Source organism: Modestobacter sp. SYSU DS0657 (assembly GCF_054050925.1).
In genome coordinates this window covers 70973-87698 of sequence record NZ_JBJHAG010000015.1, presented here as the reverse complement: position 1 = coordinate 87698, position 16726 = coordinate 70973, and the positions used below count along the sequence as shown (strand labels likewise).

General features: G+C 74.7%; 18 protein-coding genes. 4 read left to right on the top strand and 14 right to left on the bottom strand.

Translation table 11 applies throughout. From position 1 onward, the window contains the following. Position 1 precedes the first annotated feature (1 nt). From ACI79A_RS11495 to ACI79A_RS11480, 4 genes are all read right to left on the bottom strand, one after another. Positions 2-817, bottom strand: coding sequence for an LOG family protein (locus ACI79A_RS11495; protein WP_457083162.1), 816 nt, complete (start codon positions 815-817; stop codon positions 2-4). Next, on the bottom strand, positions 814-1932 hold the full coding sequence (gene dapE / locus ACI79A_RS11490; RefSeq protein ID WP_457083159.1) for a succinyl-diaminopimelate desuccinylase: 1119 nt from the start codon (positions 1930-1932) through the stop codon (positions 814-816). The genes ACI79A_RS11495 and dapE overlap by 4 nt, the downstream gene beginning before the upstream one ends. A 62-nt stretch (positions 1933-1994) precedes the next feature. Beyond that, positions 1995-2291 carry a hypothetical protein gene (locus ACI79A_RS11485; protein WP_457083157.1) on the bottom strand — a complete coding sequence of 99 codons (297 nt, stop codon included), beginning with the start codon at positions 2289-2291 and terminating at the stop codon, positions 1995-1997. Then, positions 2261-3928 (bottom strand): phosphatase PAP2 family protein, encoded by a 1668-nt coding sequence (locus tag ACI79A_RS11480; protein WP_457083155.1) that lies wholly within the window; start codon positions 3926-3928, stop codon positions 2261-2263. The genes ACI79A_RS11485 and ACI79A_RS11480 overlap by 31 nt, the downstream gene beginning before the upstream one ends. Positions 3929-4093: 165 nt before the next feature. Between ACI79A_RS11480 and dapD the strand changes: the two genes are divergently transcribed. Further along, positions 4094-5080 carry a 2,3,4,5-tetrahydropyridine-2,6-dicarboxylate N-succinyltransferase gene (gene dapD, locus ACI79A_RS11475; protein ID WP_457083153.1) on the top strand — a complete coding sequence of 329 codons (987 nt, stop codon included), beginning with the start codon at positions 4094-4096 and terminating at the stop codon, positions 5078-5080. Positions 5081-5335: 255 nt separating this feature from the next. Further along, on the top strand, positions 5336-6121 hold the full coding sequence (locus ACI79A_RS11470; RefSeq protein ID WP_457083151.1) for a hypothetical protein: 786 nt from the start codon (positions 5336-5338) through the stop codon (positions 6119-6121). A gap of 2 nt (positions 6122-6123) precedes the next feature. On the opposite strand, the gene ACI79A_RS11465 is transcribed toward ACI79A_RS11470, so the two are convergent. After that, positions 6124-6582 (bottom strand): anthrone oxygenase family protein, encoded by a 459-nt coding sequence (locus ACI79A_RS11465; RefSeq protein WP_457083149.1) that lies wholly within the window; start codon positions 6580-6582, stop codon positions 6124-6126. 2 nt (positions 6583-6584) lie between these two features. Further along, positions 6585-7358, bottom strand: a complete 774-nt coding sequence (locus ACI79A_RS11460; RefSeq protein ID WP_457083147.1) for an NAD(P)H-binding protein — start codon at positions 7356-7358, stop codon at positions 6585-6587. A gap of 129 nt (positions 7359-7487) precedes the next feature. Between ACI79A_RS11460 and ACI79A_RS11455 the strand changes: the two genes are divergently transcribed. Continuing rightward, on the top strand, positions 7488-8483 hold the full coding sequence (locus tag ACI79A_RS11455; RefSeq protein ID WP_457083145.1) for an AraC family transcriptional regulator: 996 nt from the start codon (positions 7488-7490) through the stop codon (positions 8481-8483). Positions 8484-8498: 15 nt separating this feature from the next. Here the strand turns inward: ACI79A_RS11455 and dapC are convergent, their stop codons facing one another. Continuing rightward, complete coding sequence (gene dapC, locus ACI79A_RS11450) at positions 8499-9584, bottom strand: succinyldiaminopimelate transaminase (RefSeq protein WP_457083196.1); 1086 nt, start codon at positions 9582-9584, stop codon at positions 8499-8501. Between the two features lie 29 nt (positions 9585-9613). Continuing rightward, entirely contained in the window at positions 9614-9940 is a 327-nt protein-coding gene (gene fdxA / locus ACI79A_RS11445) for a ferredoxin (RefSeq protein WP_457083143.1), read from the bottom strand. Positions 9941-10113: 173 nt separating this feature from the next. Here fdxA and ACI79A_RS11440 point away from each other — a divergent pair, with 173 nt between their 5' ends. Then, entirely contained in the window at positions 10114-10866 is a 753-nt protein-coding gene (locus ACI79A_RS11440) for a GNAT family N-acetyltransferase (RefSeq protein WP_457083141.1), read from the top strand. Here the strand turns inward: ACI79A_RS11440 and ACI79A_RS11435 are convergent. The 6 genes from ACI79A_RS11435 to ACI79A_RS11410 form a co-directional block, all read right to left on the bottom strand. Further along, complete coding sequence (locus tag ACI79A_RS11435) at positions 10823-11248, bottom strand: hypothetical protein (RefSeq protein WP_457083139.1); 426 nt, start codon at positions 11246-11248, stop codon at positions 10823-10825. The two genes, ACI79A_RS11440 and ACI79A_RS11435, sit on opposite strands and share 44 nt — an antisense overlap. Beyond that, entirely contained in the window at positions 11245-12141 is an 897-nt protein-coding gene (gene mshB / locus ACI79A_RS11430; RefSeq protein ID WP_457083137.1) for an N-acetyl-1-D-myo-inositol-2-amino-2-deoxy-alpha-D-glucopyranoside deacetylase, read from the bottom strand. Before mshB ends, ACI79A_RS11435 begins: the two co-directional genes overlap by 4 nt. Positions 12142-12340: 199 nt before the next feature. Then, a complete protein-coding gene (locus tag ACI79A_RS11425; protein ID WP_457083135.1) occupies positions 12341-13402 on the bottom strand; it encodes an ABC transporter ATP-binding protein in 1062 nt (353 codons plus the stop codon). Continuing rightward, a complete protein-coding gene (locus ACI79A_RS11420) occupies positions 13399-14706 on the bottom strand; it encodes an ABC transporter ATP-binding protein (RefSeq protein WP_457083133.1) in 1308 nt (435 codons plus the stop codon). Before ACI79A_RS11420 ends, ACI79A_RS11425 begins: the two co-directional genes overlap by 4 nt. A gap of 23 nt (positions 14707-14729) precedes the next feature. Next, positions 14730-15695 (bottom strand): ABC transporter permease, encoded by a 966-nt coding sequence (locus ACI79A_RS11415; RefSeq protein WP_457083131.1) that lies wholly within the window; start codon positions 15693-15695, stop codon positions 14730-14732. A gap of 27 nt (positions 15696-15722) precedes the next feature. Next, positions 15723-16712: an ABC transporter permease gene (locus ACI79A_RS11410; protein WP_457083129.1), complete on the bottom strand. Its 990-nt coding sequence runs from the start codon at positions 16710-16712 to the stop codon at positions 15723-15725. Positions 16713-16726: the final 14 nt, after the last annotated feature.

The following is a 16726-nucleotide window of genomic DNA, read 5'->3' as shown; positions in this document are numbered from 1 at the left end:
GTCAGTCGTCGACCGGCGCCGGCGACGGGGCGTCCGCGGCCGGGTCCCGCTCCCGCTCGGTCTCGGCGGCGGAGATGATCGCCACCGCCTCGGCGACGTCGTCGGTGACGTGCAGCAGGTCGAGGTCCCGCGGGCCCACCGTGCCGGCCTCGGTCATCGTGGTGCGGATCCAGTCGAGCAGCCCGGACCAGTACTCCGAGCCGAAGAGGATCACCGGGAAGCGGGTGACCTTGCGGGTCTGCACCAGGGTGAGCGCCTCGAACAGCTCGTCGAGCGTGCCGAAGCCGCCGGGAAGGATCACGAAGGCCTGGGCGTACTTCACGAACATCGTCTTGCGCACGAAGAAGTAGCGGAAGCTGATGCCGACGTCGACCCACTCGTTGAGCTCCTGCTCGAACGGCAGCTCGATGCCCAGGCCGATCGACATGCCGCCGGCGTCGCAGGCGCCCTTGTTGGCCGCCTCCATCGCGCCCGGCCCGCCGCCGGTGATCACCGCGTAGCCGGCCTCGGCCAGCGCGGCGCCCAGCTGCACCCCGGTCTCATAGAACGGGGAGTCGCGCGGGGTGCGGGCGCTGCCGAAGACGCTCACCGCGCGCGGCAGCTCGGCGAGCAGGCCGAAGCCCTCGACGAACTCGCTCTGGATGCGGAGGACGCGCCACGGGTCGGTGTGCACCCAGTCGCTGGTGCCGCGCAGGTCCAGCAGCCGCTGGTCGGTGGTCGACCCCTCGGTCTGCGGGTCGGGCTCACCGCCGCGCAGGGTGATCGGGCCCCGGTGCCGGGTGGGGCGCGGCCGGCGGCCGTTCTCGGTCGAGCTCATGCGTCGCTCCCGCTGAGGTAGGCGATCAGGGCGTCCTCGGCCGGCTGGAGCCGGTCGATGCGCGTGTACTCCCCGACCTGGTGGGCGAGGTTGGGTTCTCCCGGGCCGTAGTTGACCGCGGGGATGCCGAAGGCGGCGAACCGGGCCACGTCGGTCCAGCCCAGCTTGGCCCGCGGCGGCTGCCCGACGGCCGCCACGAAGTCCGCCGCGGCCGGCTCGCCGAGGCCGGGCAGCGCGCCGCCGGAGGAGTCGGTGACCTCGAGCGTCACGCCGGCGGCCAGCGCGTCGGCGAACACCTCGCGCACGTGCGCCTCGGCGGCGTCCTCGTCGCGGTCCGGGGCGTAGCGGAAGTTCACCGTCACCCGGCACTCGTCGGGGACGACGTTCCCGGCGACGCCGCCCTCGATCCGCACCGCGTTGAGCCCCTCCCGGTACTGCAGGCCGTCGATCTCCACCTGACGCGCGTCGTACCCGGCGAGGGTGGTGAGGATGCCCCCGGCGCCGTGGACGGCGTTCACCCCCAGCCAGGACCGGGCGCTGTGCGCGCGCTTGCCGGGGACGGTGAGCACGACGCGCAGCGTGCCCTGGCAGCCGCCCTCGACGACGCCGTCGGTGGGCTCCAGCAGGATCGCCAGGTCGCCGTAGAGCCAGCCGCGCCGCTCGCGGGCCACCCGGCCCAGCCCGTTGCGCGTGGCCTCGACCTCCTCGTTGTCGTAGAAGACGAAGGTGACGTCGCGGGCCGGCTGCGCGCCGGGCACGCCGAAGCGGGCGGCCAGCCGCAGCATCACCGCGTCACCGGACTTCATGTCGCTGGTGCCGCAGCCGTAGAGCCGCTCCTCGCCGTCGACGGTCTCGACCCGGCTGGGCAGGTTGTCCGCGATCGGCACGGTGTCCAGGTGGCCGGCGAGCACGATCCGGGTGGGCAGGTCGAGGTTGGTGCGGGCCAGCACCGTGTTGCCGAGCCGCTCGACCTCCAGCCCGCCCAGGGCGCGCAGCGCGGCCTCGACCGCGTCGGCCAGCGGCTCCTCCTCGCCCGAGACCGACGGGGTGTCGACCAGCGCGCGGGTCAGGGTCAGCACGTCGGCGGTCAGGTCCAACGGGGCGGGAGCGGTCACGGGCCGAGCCTAATCAGGCCCGGCCCGTCACCGGCCCGCACGCGCGGGTCGGCCGGCCGCGGTCAGCGCGCCGGGGTCAGCCGCACGAAGACGCCGCCGGCGCGGTGCACGACCTCGACCCGGCAGCTGCCGGTCGTCTCGACCACGGAGCCGAAGGCGCCGCGAACCGACCGGGCCAGCAGCACCGGCACCTCGCCGCCGTGCGCCCAGCGGCGCGGGTCGGTGACGGTGACCTCCAGCCGGCTGCCGGCCCCCAGGGTCGCCGTGCCGATCACCGACAGCGGGGGCTGGGCGCCGGCGCCGAAGGTCAGCTGCAGCGCACCACCGGTCAGGCTGACGTCCCCGCGCGCCGCGACCACGGTCGCCCCGGCGCCCAGGCGCAGGGCCCCGCCGTCGACCTGGACGGGGCCGTTGCCCAGCGCGCCGTTGGACCGGGCCACCAGGGTGCCGTCGAGCACCCGGGTGCTCCGGTGAAGGTGTTCGCCCCGGCCAGCTCGAGGGTGCCCGAACCCGCCTTCACGAGGCGGCCGGCGCCGGTGATGTCGTTGCGCCAGGTGTCCCGGGCGGCGAACCCGGCGGCGGCGCCGTCCAGCGCGACCCGGACCTCGCCGTCGAAGCGGCCGTAGCCGTCCGCGGCGGTGAACAGGTCCAGCCGGCCCCAGTACTCGGGGCCGTCCAGCAGCGGGTGGCCCGACGGGAGCGCGGTGGTGCGCAGGACCTCGCGCCGCTGCTCGGCGGTCAGGTAGGGCAGCCGGGTCTCCAGCAGCGCCTCGGCGCCCTTGGGCACCACCATCGGGACCGACGTCGACCCGCGGGTGGGCAGGCCGTAGGTCAGCCGCTGCAGGTGCAGCCGGCGGGTCGCCTCCCGGTCGGCGCCGGCCTGGGCGAACGCGGCCAGGGTGTCGGCGGTCGTCCCGGTCCGCGAGGTGAAGTACGCCAGCGCCTGCGCGCGGGCCTCCGCCTTGACCTGGGCGTTGCCGGCCTCGTGGAGCTTCGCGGCGGCCAGCGCCGTGCCGAGGATCCGCCCGCCGATCACGTCGACCGGGGAGTGCATGCCGGTGACGATCCGGTAGTCGGACAGGCGGGCGGCCCAGGCCACCATCTCCTGGTAGCGCTCCGGCACCGCGTAGGCCAGGGCCAGCGACGCCAGCCAGGTCGCGTTCGTGTGACCGCTGGGGTAGCCGCCGTCCGTGGCCGGGGTGGTGCTGCGCTGGCGCAGCAGCTGCGGGGCGACCACCACGTCGGACCGGTACACCGGGTAGCCGAGGTCGTCGGTGGCGCCGGTGGGCACGACGGTGCTGGCACTGGTCAGCCGCCAGGGGCGCGGGTACTGGTAGGTGTACTTGGTGGGGTTGCTCGAGGTGTTCGAACCGCGCAGCGTGTTGACCAGGTCGACCACCCGGCCGAGCTCGGAGGACGGCGAGCCGGCGCCGGTCGACGAGCCGGCGGGCGCACCGGCCGGTACGGCGTCGTCGATCTTGGTGGGCGGGGTGCCGTCGGGCGCGGAGGTGATGCTGGTGACCGCCTTGGCCCCGGTCCGGTAGAGCTCGGTCAGCGGGCCGAGGCCGCCGGTCACCGAGTAGCTCTGGTGCTGGCGGTCGTAGATGAACGACTGCTTGGCCTCCGCGGCGGTGCGCGCCCGGGTGACCTGCACGACGTGGGTGATGTTCTGCCGCAGCAGCGGGTCGACCGCGACGCCGTCGTCCCAGCTGGCCCCGGTCACCCACAGGTCCTGCATCCCGGAGAGGATGACGACCGCGGCGTTCGTCTCGGCGCTGAGGTTGTCGGTGGTGTTGGTGTTGTAGTGGTCGACGAAGGGCAGCAGCGGGCTGTCGCTCGCCACCTGGGTCGCCTCACCCGGGGCCGCCAGCGCCCGCGCCGGGCGGAACAGCGTCGCCGGCGCCAGCAGCAGGGCCGAGCCCGCCGCGCCGACCTTGAGGAAGTTCCGCCTGTTGACGCCCTGACCGGCCGCCGCCCGGTCGTCCTGTACCTGCACCGCTTGCCTCCTGGGAGCTCCGGGCGGACCGTCCGCCGCGGGAGGACCCTGGCCGAGACAGGTGCCGACCCGGCCAACGGCGGGCATCGTGATCACCAACAGCCCGGGGCCGCCGGCTCCGATCGTCTGCGGCGTCGATCACGGGGCTCGGTAGCGTGGTCGACCGTGACGACCCCTGCAGAGACCACCGGCGCGAACGGCGTCGGCATCGCCACCCTCAGCGCCGACGGCACCGTCCTCGACGTCTGGTTCCCGACCCCCTCGCTGAGCTCCGCCGACCAGGGCGGGAGCGGCACCCAGCAGCTCGGCGTGCTGGAGCTGGAGGGCCTGCTCGGCCCCGACCACTCCGACCTGGTCCGCTCCGACGAGGTGCGCGGGGTCTCCTCGATCGCCGTCGCGACCACCATCGCCGACCTCGCCGAGCCCCCGGCCGACGCCTACGACGCGTGGCTCCGGCTGCACCTGCTCTCCCACCGGCTCGTCCGGCCGCACGGCGCGAACCTGGACGGCATCTTCGGCCTGCTGGCCAACGTGGCGTGGACCAGCGCCGGACCGGTGCTCGCCACCGAGCTGGACGCCGTCCGGGCCCGGATGCGCTCCGCGCACGGCCACCTGACCGTCTTCGGGATCGACAAGTTCCCCCGGATGGTCGACTACGTCGTCCCCTCCGGGGTGCGGATCGCCGACGCAGACCGGGTGCGGCTGGGCGCCCACCTGGCCGAGGGCACCACGGTGATGCACGAGGGCTTCGTCAACTTCAACGCCGGCACCCTCGGCCCGTCGATGGTGGAGGGTCGGATCAGCGCGGGCGTCGTGGTGGGCCGCGACTCCGACGTCGGTGGCGGCGCCTCGATCATGGGCACGCTGTCCGGCGGCGGGAAGCAGGTCATCTCCATCGGCGAGGGGTGCCTGCTGGGCGCCAACGCCGGCATCGGCATCTCCCTCGGCGACCGCTGCGTGGTGGAGGCGGGCTGCTACGTCACCGCCGGCGCCAAGGTCACCCTCCCGGACGGATCGACGGTGAAGGCCGCGGAGCTCTCCGGGCGCGACGGGCTGCTGTTCCGCCGCAACTCGGTCACCGGGGCGCTGGAGGCCACCCCGCGTGACGGCGACTGGGGCTCGCTCAACGCCGCCCTGCACGCCAACGACTGAGCACGCCGGCCACTGAGCACGCCGCCGAGTGGGCCGCCGAGTGAGCCGCACGCCACCGGCTGACCGGGGGCTCGCCGCGTCGTCCTGCCAGGGAAGGCACAGCCTGGCTGCCTAGCATCGGCGGCGATGGCGAGCTCCCCGGCGTCGACGCGGCGTCCCCCGGCCCGGTCGGGGCGTCCCCCGGCCCGGCCGGCGGCGCGCGGTTCCCGCCGGCCGGGGGCGCGGAGACGGGCCCGCCGGCGCCCCCTGGGTCCGGTGCTGCTGGCGCTGGTGCTGCTGCTCGGCGGACTGGCGGTCTGGCAGGCCGGGGACGAGAGTGCCCCCGTGGCGAGCGGGACGTGCACGGTGGCCGGCTCCGACGTCACCGTGACCACCGAGCAGGCGGCCCACGCCGCCACGATCGCCGCCGTCGCCCGCTCCCGGGGGCTGCCGGCGCGGGCCACGGTGATCGCCCTGGCCACCGCCCAGCAGGAGTCGCGGCTGCGCAACCTCGACCACGGCGACCGCGACTCCCTCGGCCTGTTCCAGCAGCGCCCGTCCCAGGGCTGGGGCACCCCCGAGCAGGTGCGGGACCCGGTGTACGCCGCCGGGATGTTCTTCGACGGCCTGGTCGAGGTGCCCGGCTGGGAGACCGGCCGGCTCACCGAGGTGGCCCAGGCCGTGCAGCGCAGCGGCTTCCCGGAGGCCTACCAGCAGTGGGAGCCGCTGGGGCAGGCGCTGGGTGGTGCGCTGCTCGCCGACGGGCCGGGGACGCTGTCGTGCAGCTACGCCCCGACCGCCACCGACACCCCGGTCGACCAGCGCGTCGCTGCCGTGGCCGACGCGGTCCGCCGGGAGGCGGGTCCGGCCGAGATCGGCGTCGGCGGCGCCCTGACCGTGCCCGGCGAGGGCTGGCCCGCGGCGCACTGGGCGGTGGCCTCGGCCGACCGGCTGCAGCTGGCCCGGGTGTCGCTGGACGGCTGGCGGTGGACGCTGGACGGCGGCTGGGCCGAGGCGCCGGGAACCGGCGGGCGGCCGCTGCGCCTGGAGCTGGCGACCTGACGTCAGCCGGCCGCCGCGACGGCCAGCAGCGCCGCGGCGGCCGTCCCGGCCAGCGCCCGGACGGTGTTCCAGCCGGTCCACCGGCGCACCCAGCCCGGCCACCGCTCCCCCGCCGCGGATGACCCGGCGTCCAGCCGGGCCAGCACCTCGTTGAGCGGGACGTTGCCGGCGACGGTCACCCCGACGACGCCGACCAGGTAGGCCGCCGCGCCGGCGAGCAGCGCCGGCCGACCGTCACCGACCAGCTCACGCACCCCGGTGGCCAGGCACAGCGCGGCGGTGCCGAGCAGCAGCGTGAGGAAGGCCGGGCGCAGCGCCGTCCGGTTCACCGACTGCATCGCCGCGACGCCGGCGTTCGCGGACAGGGCCGCGAGCGCCGGCATCACCATCAGGCTGAACACCGCGAACGCACCCGCGACGAGCCCGGCGCCGAGCGCGGCCAGCCCCGGCAGCAGCTCCACGGTCAGACCGGCCCGTCCGCCACGCGGCGGACGTGCGCGGCGACGTCGGCCGGCTCCCGCCCGAGCACGCGGCGCACGCCGTCGGTGGTCGGGGTGTTGCGGCCGTCGAGCACCTCGGTGAACAGGTGCCGCATGAGCTCCCGGACCTCCTCGGGCACCCCCGCGGTGGCGAGCCCGGCGAGGTGCTCCTCGACCGGCTCGGACCGAAAGCGGGCCGGCCGGCCACTGGCGACCGCCACCTCGGCCACCGCCTCGGCGAAGGTGAGCGCCCGTGGGCCGGTCAGCTCGTGCACCCGGCCGGCGTGCCCCTCGCCCAGCAGTGCGGCGACCGCGACGTCGGCGATGTCGTCGGCGTCGAGGAACGGCTCCCGCACCCCGTCCACCGGCAGGGCGAGCTCACCGGCGACCATCGCCGGAGCGAACGCCCCCTCGGTGAAGTTCTGCGCGAACCAGCTGCACCGCAGCACGGTCCAGTCGACCCCGGCGGCATCCGCGGCCGCGGCGACCGCCTGCTCGGCGGCCTGCGCCCCCGGCTCGCCCCGGCCGGAGAGGAGCACCACCCGCCGGGCCCCGGCCGCGGCAGCGCGGCCGGTGAACGCGGCCAGGACCTCACCCGACCCGGGCACCGCCAGGTCGGGGGCGTAGGCCAGGTACACCGCCTCCACCCCGGCCACCGCGGCGTCCCAGCCGCCGGGCTCGGCCCAGTCCAGCCGGCGCTCACCGCCCCGGCTCGCCGGCACTGCCCGGTGGCCGGCCGCCCGCAGGCGCGCGGTCACGCGGCTCCCGGTGGTCCCGGTACCGCCCGTCACGAGGATCGTCGTCATGCCACGAGTACAGCGGCGGCCGGTGAGACGGTCCATCGCCAGGACTCCCCTGCGCATACGCGAGCGTCTACGGTGCCGGGCATGGACGCCGTCTCCGCGCTGCTGACCGCGCCGCGCGCGCAGGACGCCTTCCTGCTGCGCTCGGTGCTGCGGGCCCCGTGGTCACTGCGGATCGCCGACGAGGCGCCGCTCACCGCGCTGGCCGTGCTGGCCGGGTCGGCGTGGGTGCTCGACGACGACGGCCGGGCCAGCCTCGTGGGCGCCGGCGACGTCGCGCTCCTGCGCGGCCCACGGCCGTACACCGTCGCCGACGCGCCCCAGACGCCGCCCCAGGTCACCATCGGGCCCGGCCAGATCTGCACGCCCGCCGCCGGGTCGAGCACCGCCGCAGGGATGACGACCCTCGGGCCGCGCACCTGGGGCAACGACGCCGCCGGGGAGACGGTGCTGCTCACCGGCACCTACCCCGATCCCGGTGAGGTCGGCCGGCGGCTGGTGCGGGCGCTGCCGGAGCTCGCCGTCGTCCCCGCGGACGCGGGCACCGGCGCGCTGGTCGGTCTGCTGGCCGACGAGCTCGCCCGGGAGGCCCCAGGGCAGACCGCGGTGCTGGACCGGCTGCTCGACGTCACGCTGGTCTCCGCGCTGCGCTCCTGGTTCGACCGGTCCGGAGCCCGGGCGCCGGGCTGGTACTCCGCGCACGCCGACCCGGTGGTCGGCCCGGCCCTCGCCCTGCTGCACGACGGGCCGGCCCGGCCGTGGACCGTCGTGTCGCTGGCCGCCGCCGTCGGCGTGGCCCGCGCGACACTCGCCCGCCGGTTCACCGCGCTGGTCGGCGAGCCCCCGATGACCTACCTGACCGGCTGGCGGATCGCGCTGGCCACCGACCTGCTGCGCGACCCGGACCTCACACTGGCCGCGATCGCCCGCCGGGTCGGCTACGCGACCCCGTTCGCCCTGAGCGCGGCGGTGAAGCGGTCCACCGGGCGGAGCCCCGCCCAGCACCGGCCGGCGGTGGCGACCCCGGCCCCGTCCAGCGGCTCGTCCCGAGCGGGCGAGGGCGCGGAGGACGAGGGGTGAGGAGGACGGGGTCCGTCAGCAGCCGGCGAGTCGCTGCACGGCGGCGTCGATGCGCTCGTCGGTGGCGGTGAGCGCCATCCGGACGTGGCGGGCACCGGCGGGGCCGTAGAAGGACCCGGGCGCGGCCACGATGCCCAGGCCGGCCAGCCAGTCGATCGTCGTCCAGCAGTCCTCGTCGCGGGTGACCCACAGGTACAGCCCGGCCTCGGAGTGGTCGATCCGCGCACCGGTCGCCCGGACCGCGGCCACGAGCCGCTCCCGCCGCGACCGGTAGCGTTCCCGCTGGGCCTCGACGTGGGCGTCGTCGGCCAGCGCGGCGGCCATCGCCGCCTGCACCGGGGCCGGTACCAGCAGGCCCAGGTGGCGGCGGACCTCCCACACCCGGCGGACCAGGGCCGGGTCACCGGAGAGCAGCCCGCCCCGGTAGCCGGCCGCGGTCGACTGCTTGGACAGCGAGTGCACCGCCAGCAGGCCGGAGTGGTCACCGCCGGACACCGCCGGGTGCAGCACCGACCGCGGGGTGACGTCCCAGCCCAGCTCGATGTAGCACTCGTCGGCCACCACGGGCACGCGGTGCTCGCGGCCCCACGCCACCCAGGCGCGCAGCTCGCCGTCGCCGAGCACCCGGCCGTGCGGGTTGCCCGGCGAGTTCAGCCAGACCAGCACCGCGTTCCCGGCCTCGGCCGGCGGGGTGTCGGTGCGGACGACGGACAGCCCGGCGACCACGCCGCCCACCTCGTAGGTCGGGTAGGCGACCTCGGGGACCAGCACCGTGCCGGTGTGCAGGCCGAGCATGGTGGGCAGCAGCGCCACCAGCTCCTTGGAGCCGATGGTCGGGATCACCGACGGGTCGGCGCCCAGCGGGTCGGCCAGCTCCACGCCGAGCCGGCGGGCGAGCCAGCCGGCCGCAGCGCGGCGCAGGTCGGCCGTGCCCAGCGCCGTCGGGTAGCCGGGCGCGTTGCCGGCCGCGGCCAGTGCCCGGGTGAGGACGGCGGGGGTTTCGTCGACCGGCGTCCCGATGGACAGGTCGACGACGCCCCCGGCGTGCTCAGCGGCGCGGGCGCGGGCCGCGGCGAGCGAGTCCCACGGGAAGTCCGGCAGCTGCGGCCGGCCGGCGGGCCCCGTGGTGCTCAGGAACCCTCACCCTGCGGCGGCAGGGCGGCGACCAGCGGGTGGTCCTTGGCGATCTTGCCGGTCTTGGCGGCGCCACCGGGGCTGCCCAGGTCGGAGAAGAACTCCACGTTGGCGTTGTAGAAGTCCTTCCACTTGTCCGGGACGTCGTCCTCGTAGTAGATGGCCTCCACCGGGCACACCGGCTCGCAGGCGCCACAGTCGACGCACTCGTCGGGGTGGATGTAGAGCATCCGCTCGCCCTCGTAGATGCAGTCCACCGGACACTCGTCGATGCACGCCTTGTCGAGGACGTCGACGCAGGCCTGGGTGATGACGTAGGTCACGGGTCTCCTCCGGGACGTGCAGGGGCGACGACCCCGGGACTGACCAGGGCCGCAGCGGTACGCCGTCAAGTATCACCCGGCACCCCCGCGGTCAGCGCGACGGGTGGTCGACCCGCCCTCTCGCGGGTGACCCGGCGACCTGCGCGCGAGGAGCACCACGCAGGATCGGGGGCATGGGACAGAGACGCTCACCCCTCGGCGTCGTCGACCTGGAGCGGGTCGCCGCCCGCGGTTGGCGGGCGCTGGAGGAGGAGCCGCTGGGCGGCTGGCTGCTGCGCGCCGGCGGCGGGTTCACCGGCCGCGCCAACTCCGTGCTCGTCGCCGGCGACCCGGGGCTGCCGCTGCCGGAGGCGGTCGACGCCGTCGGCCGCTGGTACGCCGAGCGGGGCATTCCGCCGTGCGCGCAGCTGCCCGGGGTGCAGTCGCGGGCCGCGGACGCGGCGTTCGCCGCCGCGGGCTGGTCCCGCGAGGAGGACGTGCACGTGCTGACCGCCCCGCTGACCGCACCAGCGGCGCCGGACGTGCCGGTCCACCTCTCCCCCACCCCGGACGACGCCTGGCTGGCCGGCTACCGGCACCGCGGGCGGGCCCTGCCGCCGACCGCGCGGGAGGTGCTGGTCAACGCCGAGCAGGTCGCCTTCGCATCGGTGCGGCTGGACCCCGAACCGGCTCCGCTGGCGGCGGTGGGGCGCGGCGTGCTCACCGACGGGTGGCTCGGCGTCAGCGCGGTCACCGTGGCCGAGGAGCACCGGCGACGTGGCCTGGCCACCGCGGTCATGGGCGCGCTGCAGCGCTGGGCCGCCGAGCGGGGCGCTCACTCGGTCTACCTGCAGGTGACGACCAGCAACGCCCCCGCGCGGGCGCTCTACCGCCGGGCGGGCTTCATCGAGCACCACCGCTACCACTACCGGCGGCTCCCGGGCTGAGCGCCGGACGGCGCGGGCCGCCGAGGGTCTGCCCCACGGCGAAGGCGGCGGAGACCACCCCGAGCAGCAGGAAGGCCAGGTTGACCGTGGTGGTGACCGCGTCACCACCGGGCAGCAGCAGGTCGCCCTCCGGGCGGGGGTTCATCGCGGCCACCGCGACGACCAGCCAGACCAGCGGCGGCAGCACGCCCACCAGGCGGGAGCCGGACAGCTCCCGGGCCGCCCACGCCAGCAGCACGTTGCCGACCACGGCGGCGACGATCGAGATGGGCACCGGGATGCCGGCCGGGCGCCAGGGCAGCCAGAAGACCTCGACCACCGCCAGCCAGCCGGAGACGACGACGGCGGCCACCGCCCAGCCCAGCAGCCGCAGCGCGGTCACCCGGGCAGCCCGGCGAACAGGTCGTCCTCCCAGCCCTGCGGGCCGGGGCCGGCCGGACCGCGGACGCCGCGGACCAGGCGGTAGTGCTCGGTGGCCAGCAGCTGCTGCCCCAGGCCGTTCGACAGCGCGAAGAACGGCCCGTCGACGGTGATCTGGGTGCGGTGGGCACGCATCGCGGCCTCCTTGCGCGCCACCTGCTCGGGGGCCTCGACGACGGTGGTGACGACGTCGTCCGGCACCGCGAACGGCACCTCGTCCAGGTCGCCGAGCACCTGGAACGGTGCGGCCTCGCCCAGCGCGGCGAGCGCCTCGATGCCCTGCTGCACCACCGATCGGGGCATCGCGTTCCAGTAGACCTTCGACACCGCCCAGGCCGGGCCGAGGTCGGGCCGGTGGGCGGGGTCGGCGGCGGCGTCGACGGCCGCCATCGCGACGCGGTGCGCCTGGATGTGGTCGGGGTGGCCGTAGCCACCGTTCTCGTCGTAGGTGACCAGCACCTGCGGGCGGACCTCGCGGACGACGGCGACGGCGGCGTCCACGGCCGCCGCGAGGTCGGCCCGCCAGAAGGCCCGCGGCGCCTCGTTGGCCGGGGTGCCCATCATCCCGGAGTCGCGGTACCGGCCGGCGCCGCCGAGGAAGCGCTGGTCGGTGACCCCCAGGGCGGCCAGCGCGGCGGCCAGCTCACCGATCCGGTAGCCGCCCAACTGGTCGGCCTGGTCGGGGGCGAGCTGGGCCAGCTCGGGCACCAGCACCTCACCCTCCTCGCCGAGCGTGCAGGTGAGCAGCGTGACCTGGACGCCCGCAGCGGCGTAGCGGGCCATGGTGGCCCCGTTGTTGATCGTCTCGTCGTCGGGGTGGGCGTGCACGAGCAGCAGGCGACGATCGGCGGTCACCGGGACATCTTCCCGGGCGCGCGTGACGACCGAGAACGCACCCCGCGTGAGAGGCGCGACGCGGAGGGATGACGCGAGCGGAGCGAGCTGCCGGGGTCAGGCGCGGGGTCCGGAGGACTCCCGCCTGACCCCGACGCAACGGCTCAGCGCACGCCGGGCACGGCCATTGGCCGCGGTGCGGTCCGGAAGGACCGCCGTGTCACAGCACCGACTTGACCTCGGCGTAGTGGCAGGCGTTGAGGTGCCCGGTGCCGCGCTCCTCCAGGGGCGGGTCGACGTCGATGCACTGCTGCCGCTGGGTGTCGGTCAGGACGCTGGCGAACTTCCAGCAGCGGGTGCGGAACCGGCAGCCCGACGGCGGGTTCGCGGGGCTGGGCACGTCGCCGCTGATGATGATCCGCTGGCGCTGCCGCTCGCGGCGCGGGTCGGGCAGCGGGATCGCCGACAGCAGCGCCTGGGTGTAGGGGTGCGCCGGCCGGGTGAACAGCTCCTCCTGGTCGGCGACCTCGATGATCCGCCCGAGGTACATGACGGCGACCCGGTCGGAGATGTGCCGCACCACGGACAGGTCGTGGGCGATGAACAGGTAGCTCAGGCCCAGCTCGTTCTTGAGGTCCTCGAGCAGGTTGATGACGCCGGCCTGGATGGAGACGTCCAGCGCGGACACCGGCTCGTCGAGCACGAGCACCTTGGGCTGCAGCGCCAGGGCCCGGGCGATGCCGATGCGCTGCCGCTGCCCGCCGGAGAACTCCGCGGGGTACCGGTTGGTGTGCTCGGGGTTGAGCCCGACGGTCTCCACCAGCTCGCGCACGCGGGCGCGCAGCTCGGTCTCGTCCTGGGTGAGCCCGTGGATGATCAGCGGCTCGGCGATGATGTCGAACACCGGCATGCGGGGGTTCAGCGACGCGTAGGGGTCCTGGAACACCAGCTGGATGTCCCGGCGCAGCGGCCGCATCGCCTTGCGGCCCAGGCCGACGAGCTCCCGGCCCTGGAACACCACCGAGCCGGCGGTGGCCGGCTGGAGGTTGAGGATGGCCCGCCCGGTGGTCGACTTGCCGCAGCCGGACTCGCCGACCAGCCCGAGCACCTCGCCCGGGTAGAGGTCGAGGTCGACGCCGTCGACGGCGCGCACCGCCCCGACGGTGCGCTTGATCAGCCCGCCACCCTTGATCGGGAAGTGCTTCTCCAGCCCGCGCACCGACAGGATCGGCTCGCGGGTCGCGGCGCCCCCCTCGGGGCGCTCGGTCGTGGGGGCGCTCATGCCCGTCCTCCGTTGCTGGCACCGCGGTCGCTGACCACGCTGCCGGTGTCACTCCCGGTGCGCGCGGCACCGGGCTCGGTCTGGTCGTCCGGCGGGGTCGCGGGGGTGGCTGCGTCCCGGTCGACCTCGGTGCCGGCCACGTCGGACGGCAGTGCCCCGGCGGCCAGCGCGCGGTCCTCGGCAGTTGCGCTGAACACCTCGGCGGCGTGACCGTGGGCCGCGGCGACCTGCTCGGTGCGGATGCACGCGGCCTCGTGCCCCGGGGACACCTGCAGCAGGGGCGGCTCGGCCTCGTCGCACTCGGCGACGTGCAGCGGGCAGCGCGGCGCGAACGGGCACCCCGGCGGCATGCTCACCAGGGACGGCGGGGCACCGACGATCGGGGTCAGCCGCTCGCGGGTGCTGGAGTCCAGCCGGGGCAGGGAGCCGAGCAGCCCCAGGGTGTAGGGCATCCGCGGCTCGTAGTAGATCTCCTCGACGCTGCCGACCTCCACCGGCCGACCGGCGTACATGACCAGCACGCGGTCGGCGATCCCGGCGACGACGCCCAGGTCGTGGGTGATCATCACCATCGCGGCGCCGGTCTCCTGCAGCGCCGTCTGCAGCACCTCGAGGATCTGCGCCTGCACGGTGACGTCCAGCGCCGTCGTGGGCTCGTCGGCGATGATCACCTCGGGCTGGTTGGCCATCGCGATGGCGATGACCACGCGCTGCCGCATGCCGCCGGAGAACTCGTGCGGGTAGGAGCGCACCCGCTCCCCGGCGTTGGGGATGCCGACCAGCTCCAGCAGCTCGACGGCGCGGGCCTCGGAGGCCTTCGACGACAACGACTTGTCGTGGATGCGCAGCGTCTCCTCGATCTGCGCCCCGACCTTGTAGACCGGGTCCAGCGACGTCATCGGGTCCTGGAAGATCATCGACACGCCCTTGCCGCGCACGCGCGACATGCTGCGGTCGCTCTGCCCCAGCAGCTCCTGGCCGCGGTACTTTACCGAGCCGGTCACCCGGGCGGATCCCGGCAGCAGGCCCATCACCGCCAGCGAGGTGACCGACTTGCCCGAACCGGACTCGCCGACGATGCCGAGCACCTCGCCGGAGCGCAGCGTGTAGTCGACGCCGCGGACGGCGTGCACCAGGCCGTCCTCGGTGGGGAACCGGACGTTGAGGTCGGTGACCTCCAGCAGCGGGGCGTTCGGGTCGGCGCCGTCGCGGCCGCCGGTGGTGCGGGAGTCGCTGAGGCTGCCCAGCGGGGTCGCGCCGGCGAGGGTCGACCCGGCAGGAGTGGACCCGGGAGAAGTGGACAAGGAGCTCTCCGTCATCAGGACTGTCAGGCCCGCACGCGGCGGTTGCTCGGGTCGAAGGCGTCGCGGATGCCGTCGCCGATCAGGTTGATCGACAGCACGATGATCAGCAGCGCGAGGCCGGGGAAGTAGAAGAGCCAGGGGCGGGTGCTCGCCGCCTGGACGCCGTCGGAGACCAGCCGGCCGAGCGAGGTCTGGTTGGCGCCGTTGACGCCGAAGCCCAGGTAGGTCAGCGCAGCCTCGAGGGTGATCGCGGTGGCCGCGGCCAGCGTCGTCCAGACGATCAGCGAGCCCAGCGCGTTGGGGATCAGGTGGCGGAAGATGATCCGCCGGTTGGAGGCGCCCATCGCGTGCGCGGCCTCGACGTACTCCTTCTCCCGCAGCGAGAGGAACTGGCTGCGCACGATCCGGGCCAGGTCCAGCCAGCCGAACAGGCCGAGGATGATGCCGACGCCCAGCGGCGTCCGGGAGCCGGGGAAGTTGCTGGCGACGACGATCAGCACGACCAGCAGCGGCACGGTCAGGATCAGGTCGACCAGCCGCATGAGGACGCTGTCGACCCACCGGCCGAAGTAGCCGGCCAGCGCGCCGACCAGCAGCCCGAGCGGGAACGCGATGGCGACGAAGAGCAGCACGATGAACAGCGAGCGCTGGACTCCGGTCATGATCCCGGCCATGAGGTCACGGCCGATCGCGTCGCTGCCCATGACGTAGCCGGCGGTGCCCGGCGGGACGGACTGGAAGCTGCTGTTCTGCTGGGCGTAGTCGACGCCGGTCACCAGCGGGCCGAGGAAGCCGAAGGCCAGCAGCAGGACGAAGATGACCGCTCCGGTCATCCCGATCCTGCTGCGCAGGAAGCGGCCGAGGATCTGCTGACGCTGGCTGCGCGCCTTGACGCCGAACTCCCGGTCGATCCCGGTGCCCTCGGGAGCGCCCGGAGTCGCGGGCACCACCGGCCCGGTGGGGCCGGTCGTGGTCTGGGTGGAGGCCATGAGCTCGTTCCTTCTCGCGATGCCGGGTCAGGACAGCCGGATACGCGGGTCGAGGACCGCGTAGAGGATGTCGGCGACCAGGTTGAAGATGACGACGAACACGGCGCTGACCAGCAGCCACCCCAGCACGACGTTGATGTCGTCCTGCCCGATGCCGTTGCGCAGCAGGTACTCGCCCATGCCGTGCCAGACGAAGACCGTCTCGGTGATGACCGCGCCGCCGAGCAGCGTGCCCACGCCGAGCGCGACCACCGTGGTCAGCGGGATCAGCGCGTTGCGCAGGCCGTGCCGGAGCACGGTGCGGCGGTAGGTGAGCCCCTTGGCCCGGGCCAGCCGGATGTAGTCGGATCCGAGCACGTCGAGCATCGCTGCGCGCTGGAACCGGCTCCAGGCGGCGAAGGACAGCGCGGCCAGGCTGATCGTGGGCAGCACGAGGTGCCCGAGCCGGTCGGACCAGAGCTCCCAGCCGGAGGCGTAGAGCGCGAGCCCCGGTGTCTCCTCACCGATCGTGTAGAGCAGTTGCTGCCCGAACAGGTCGTTCACCCCACCGGCGACGTACTCCTTCAGCAGCGCGGCGAACCAGAAGGTCGGCAGCGCGATGAGGATGTAGGCGATGAACGTGAGGGTGTAGTCGGACGCCTTGTACTGCCGAACGGCACCGATGACGCCCACGATGATCGCCAGCAGGATGGCGATCACGACCGCACCCACGATCATCCGGCCGGTCACCATCAGCCGCGGCCAGAGCTGGTCGGCGACCGGGGTGCCGTTGATGGTCTCGCCGAAGTCGCCGGTGAGCACCCCGGAGAGCCATCGCCAGTACCGGACGAAGAAGTTGTCGTTCAGGCCCAGGGTCTCGCGGAGGTTGATGAAGAACGACTCCGGCGGCCGGGGGTTCTGGCTGTAGTACCTCGCCAGTGGATCGAAGCTGGCCGCGCACAGCGCGAAGACCAGGAACGAGCTGACCAGCAACACGAGGACCGACGCGAGCAGACGCCGGATCGTGAAGAAGAACATGCGGTGACCTTACG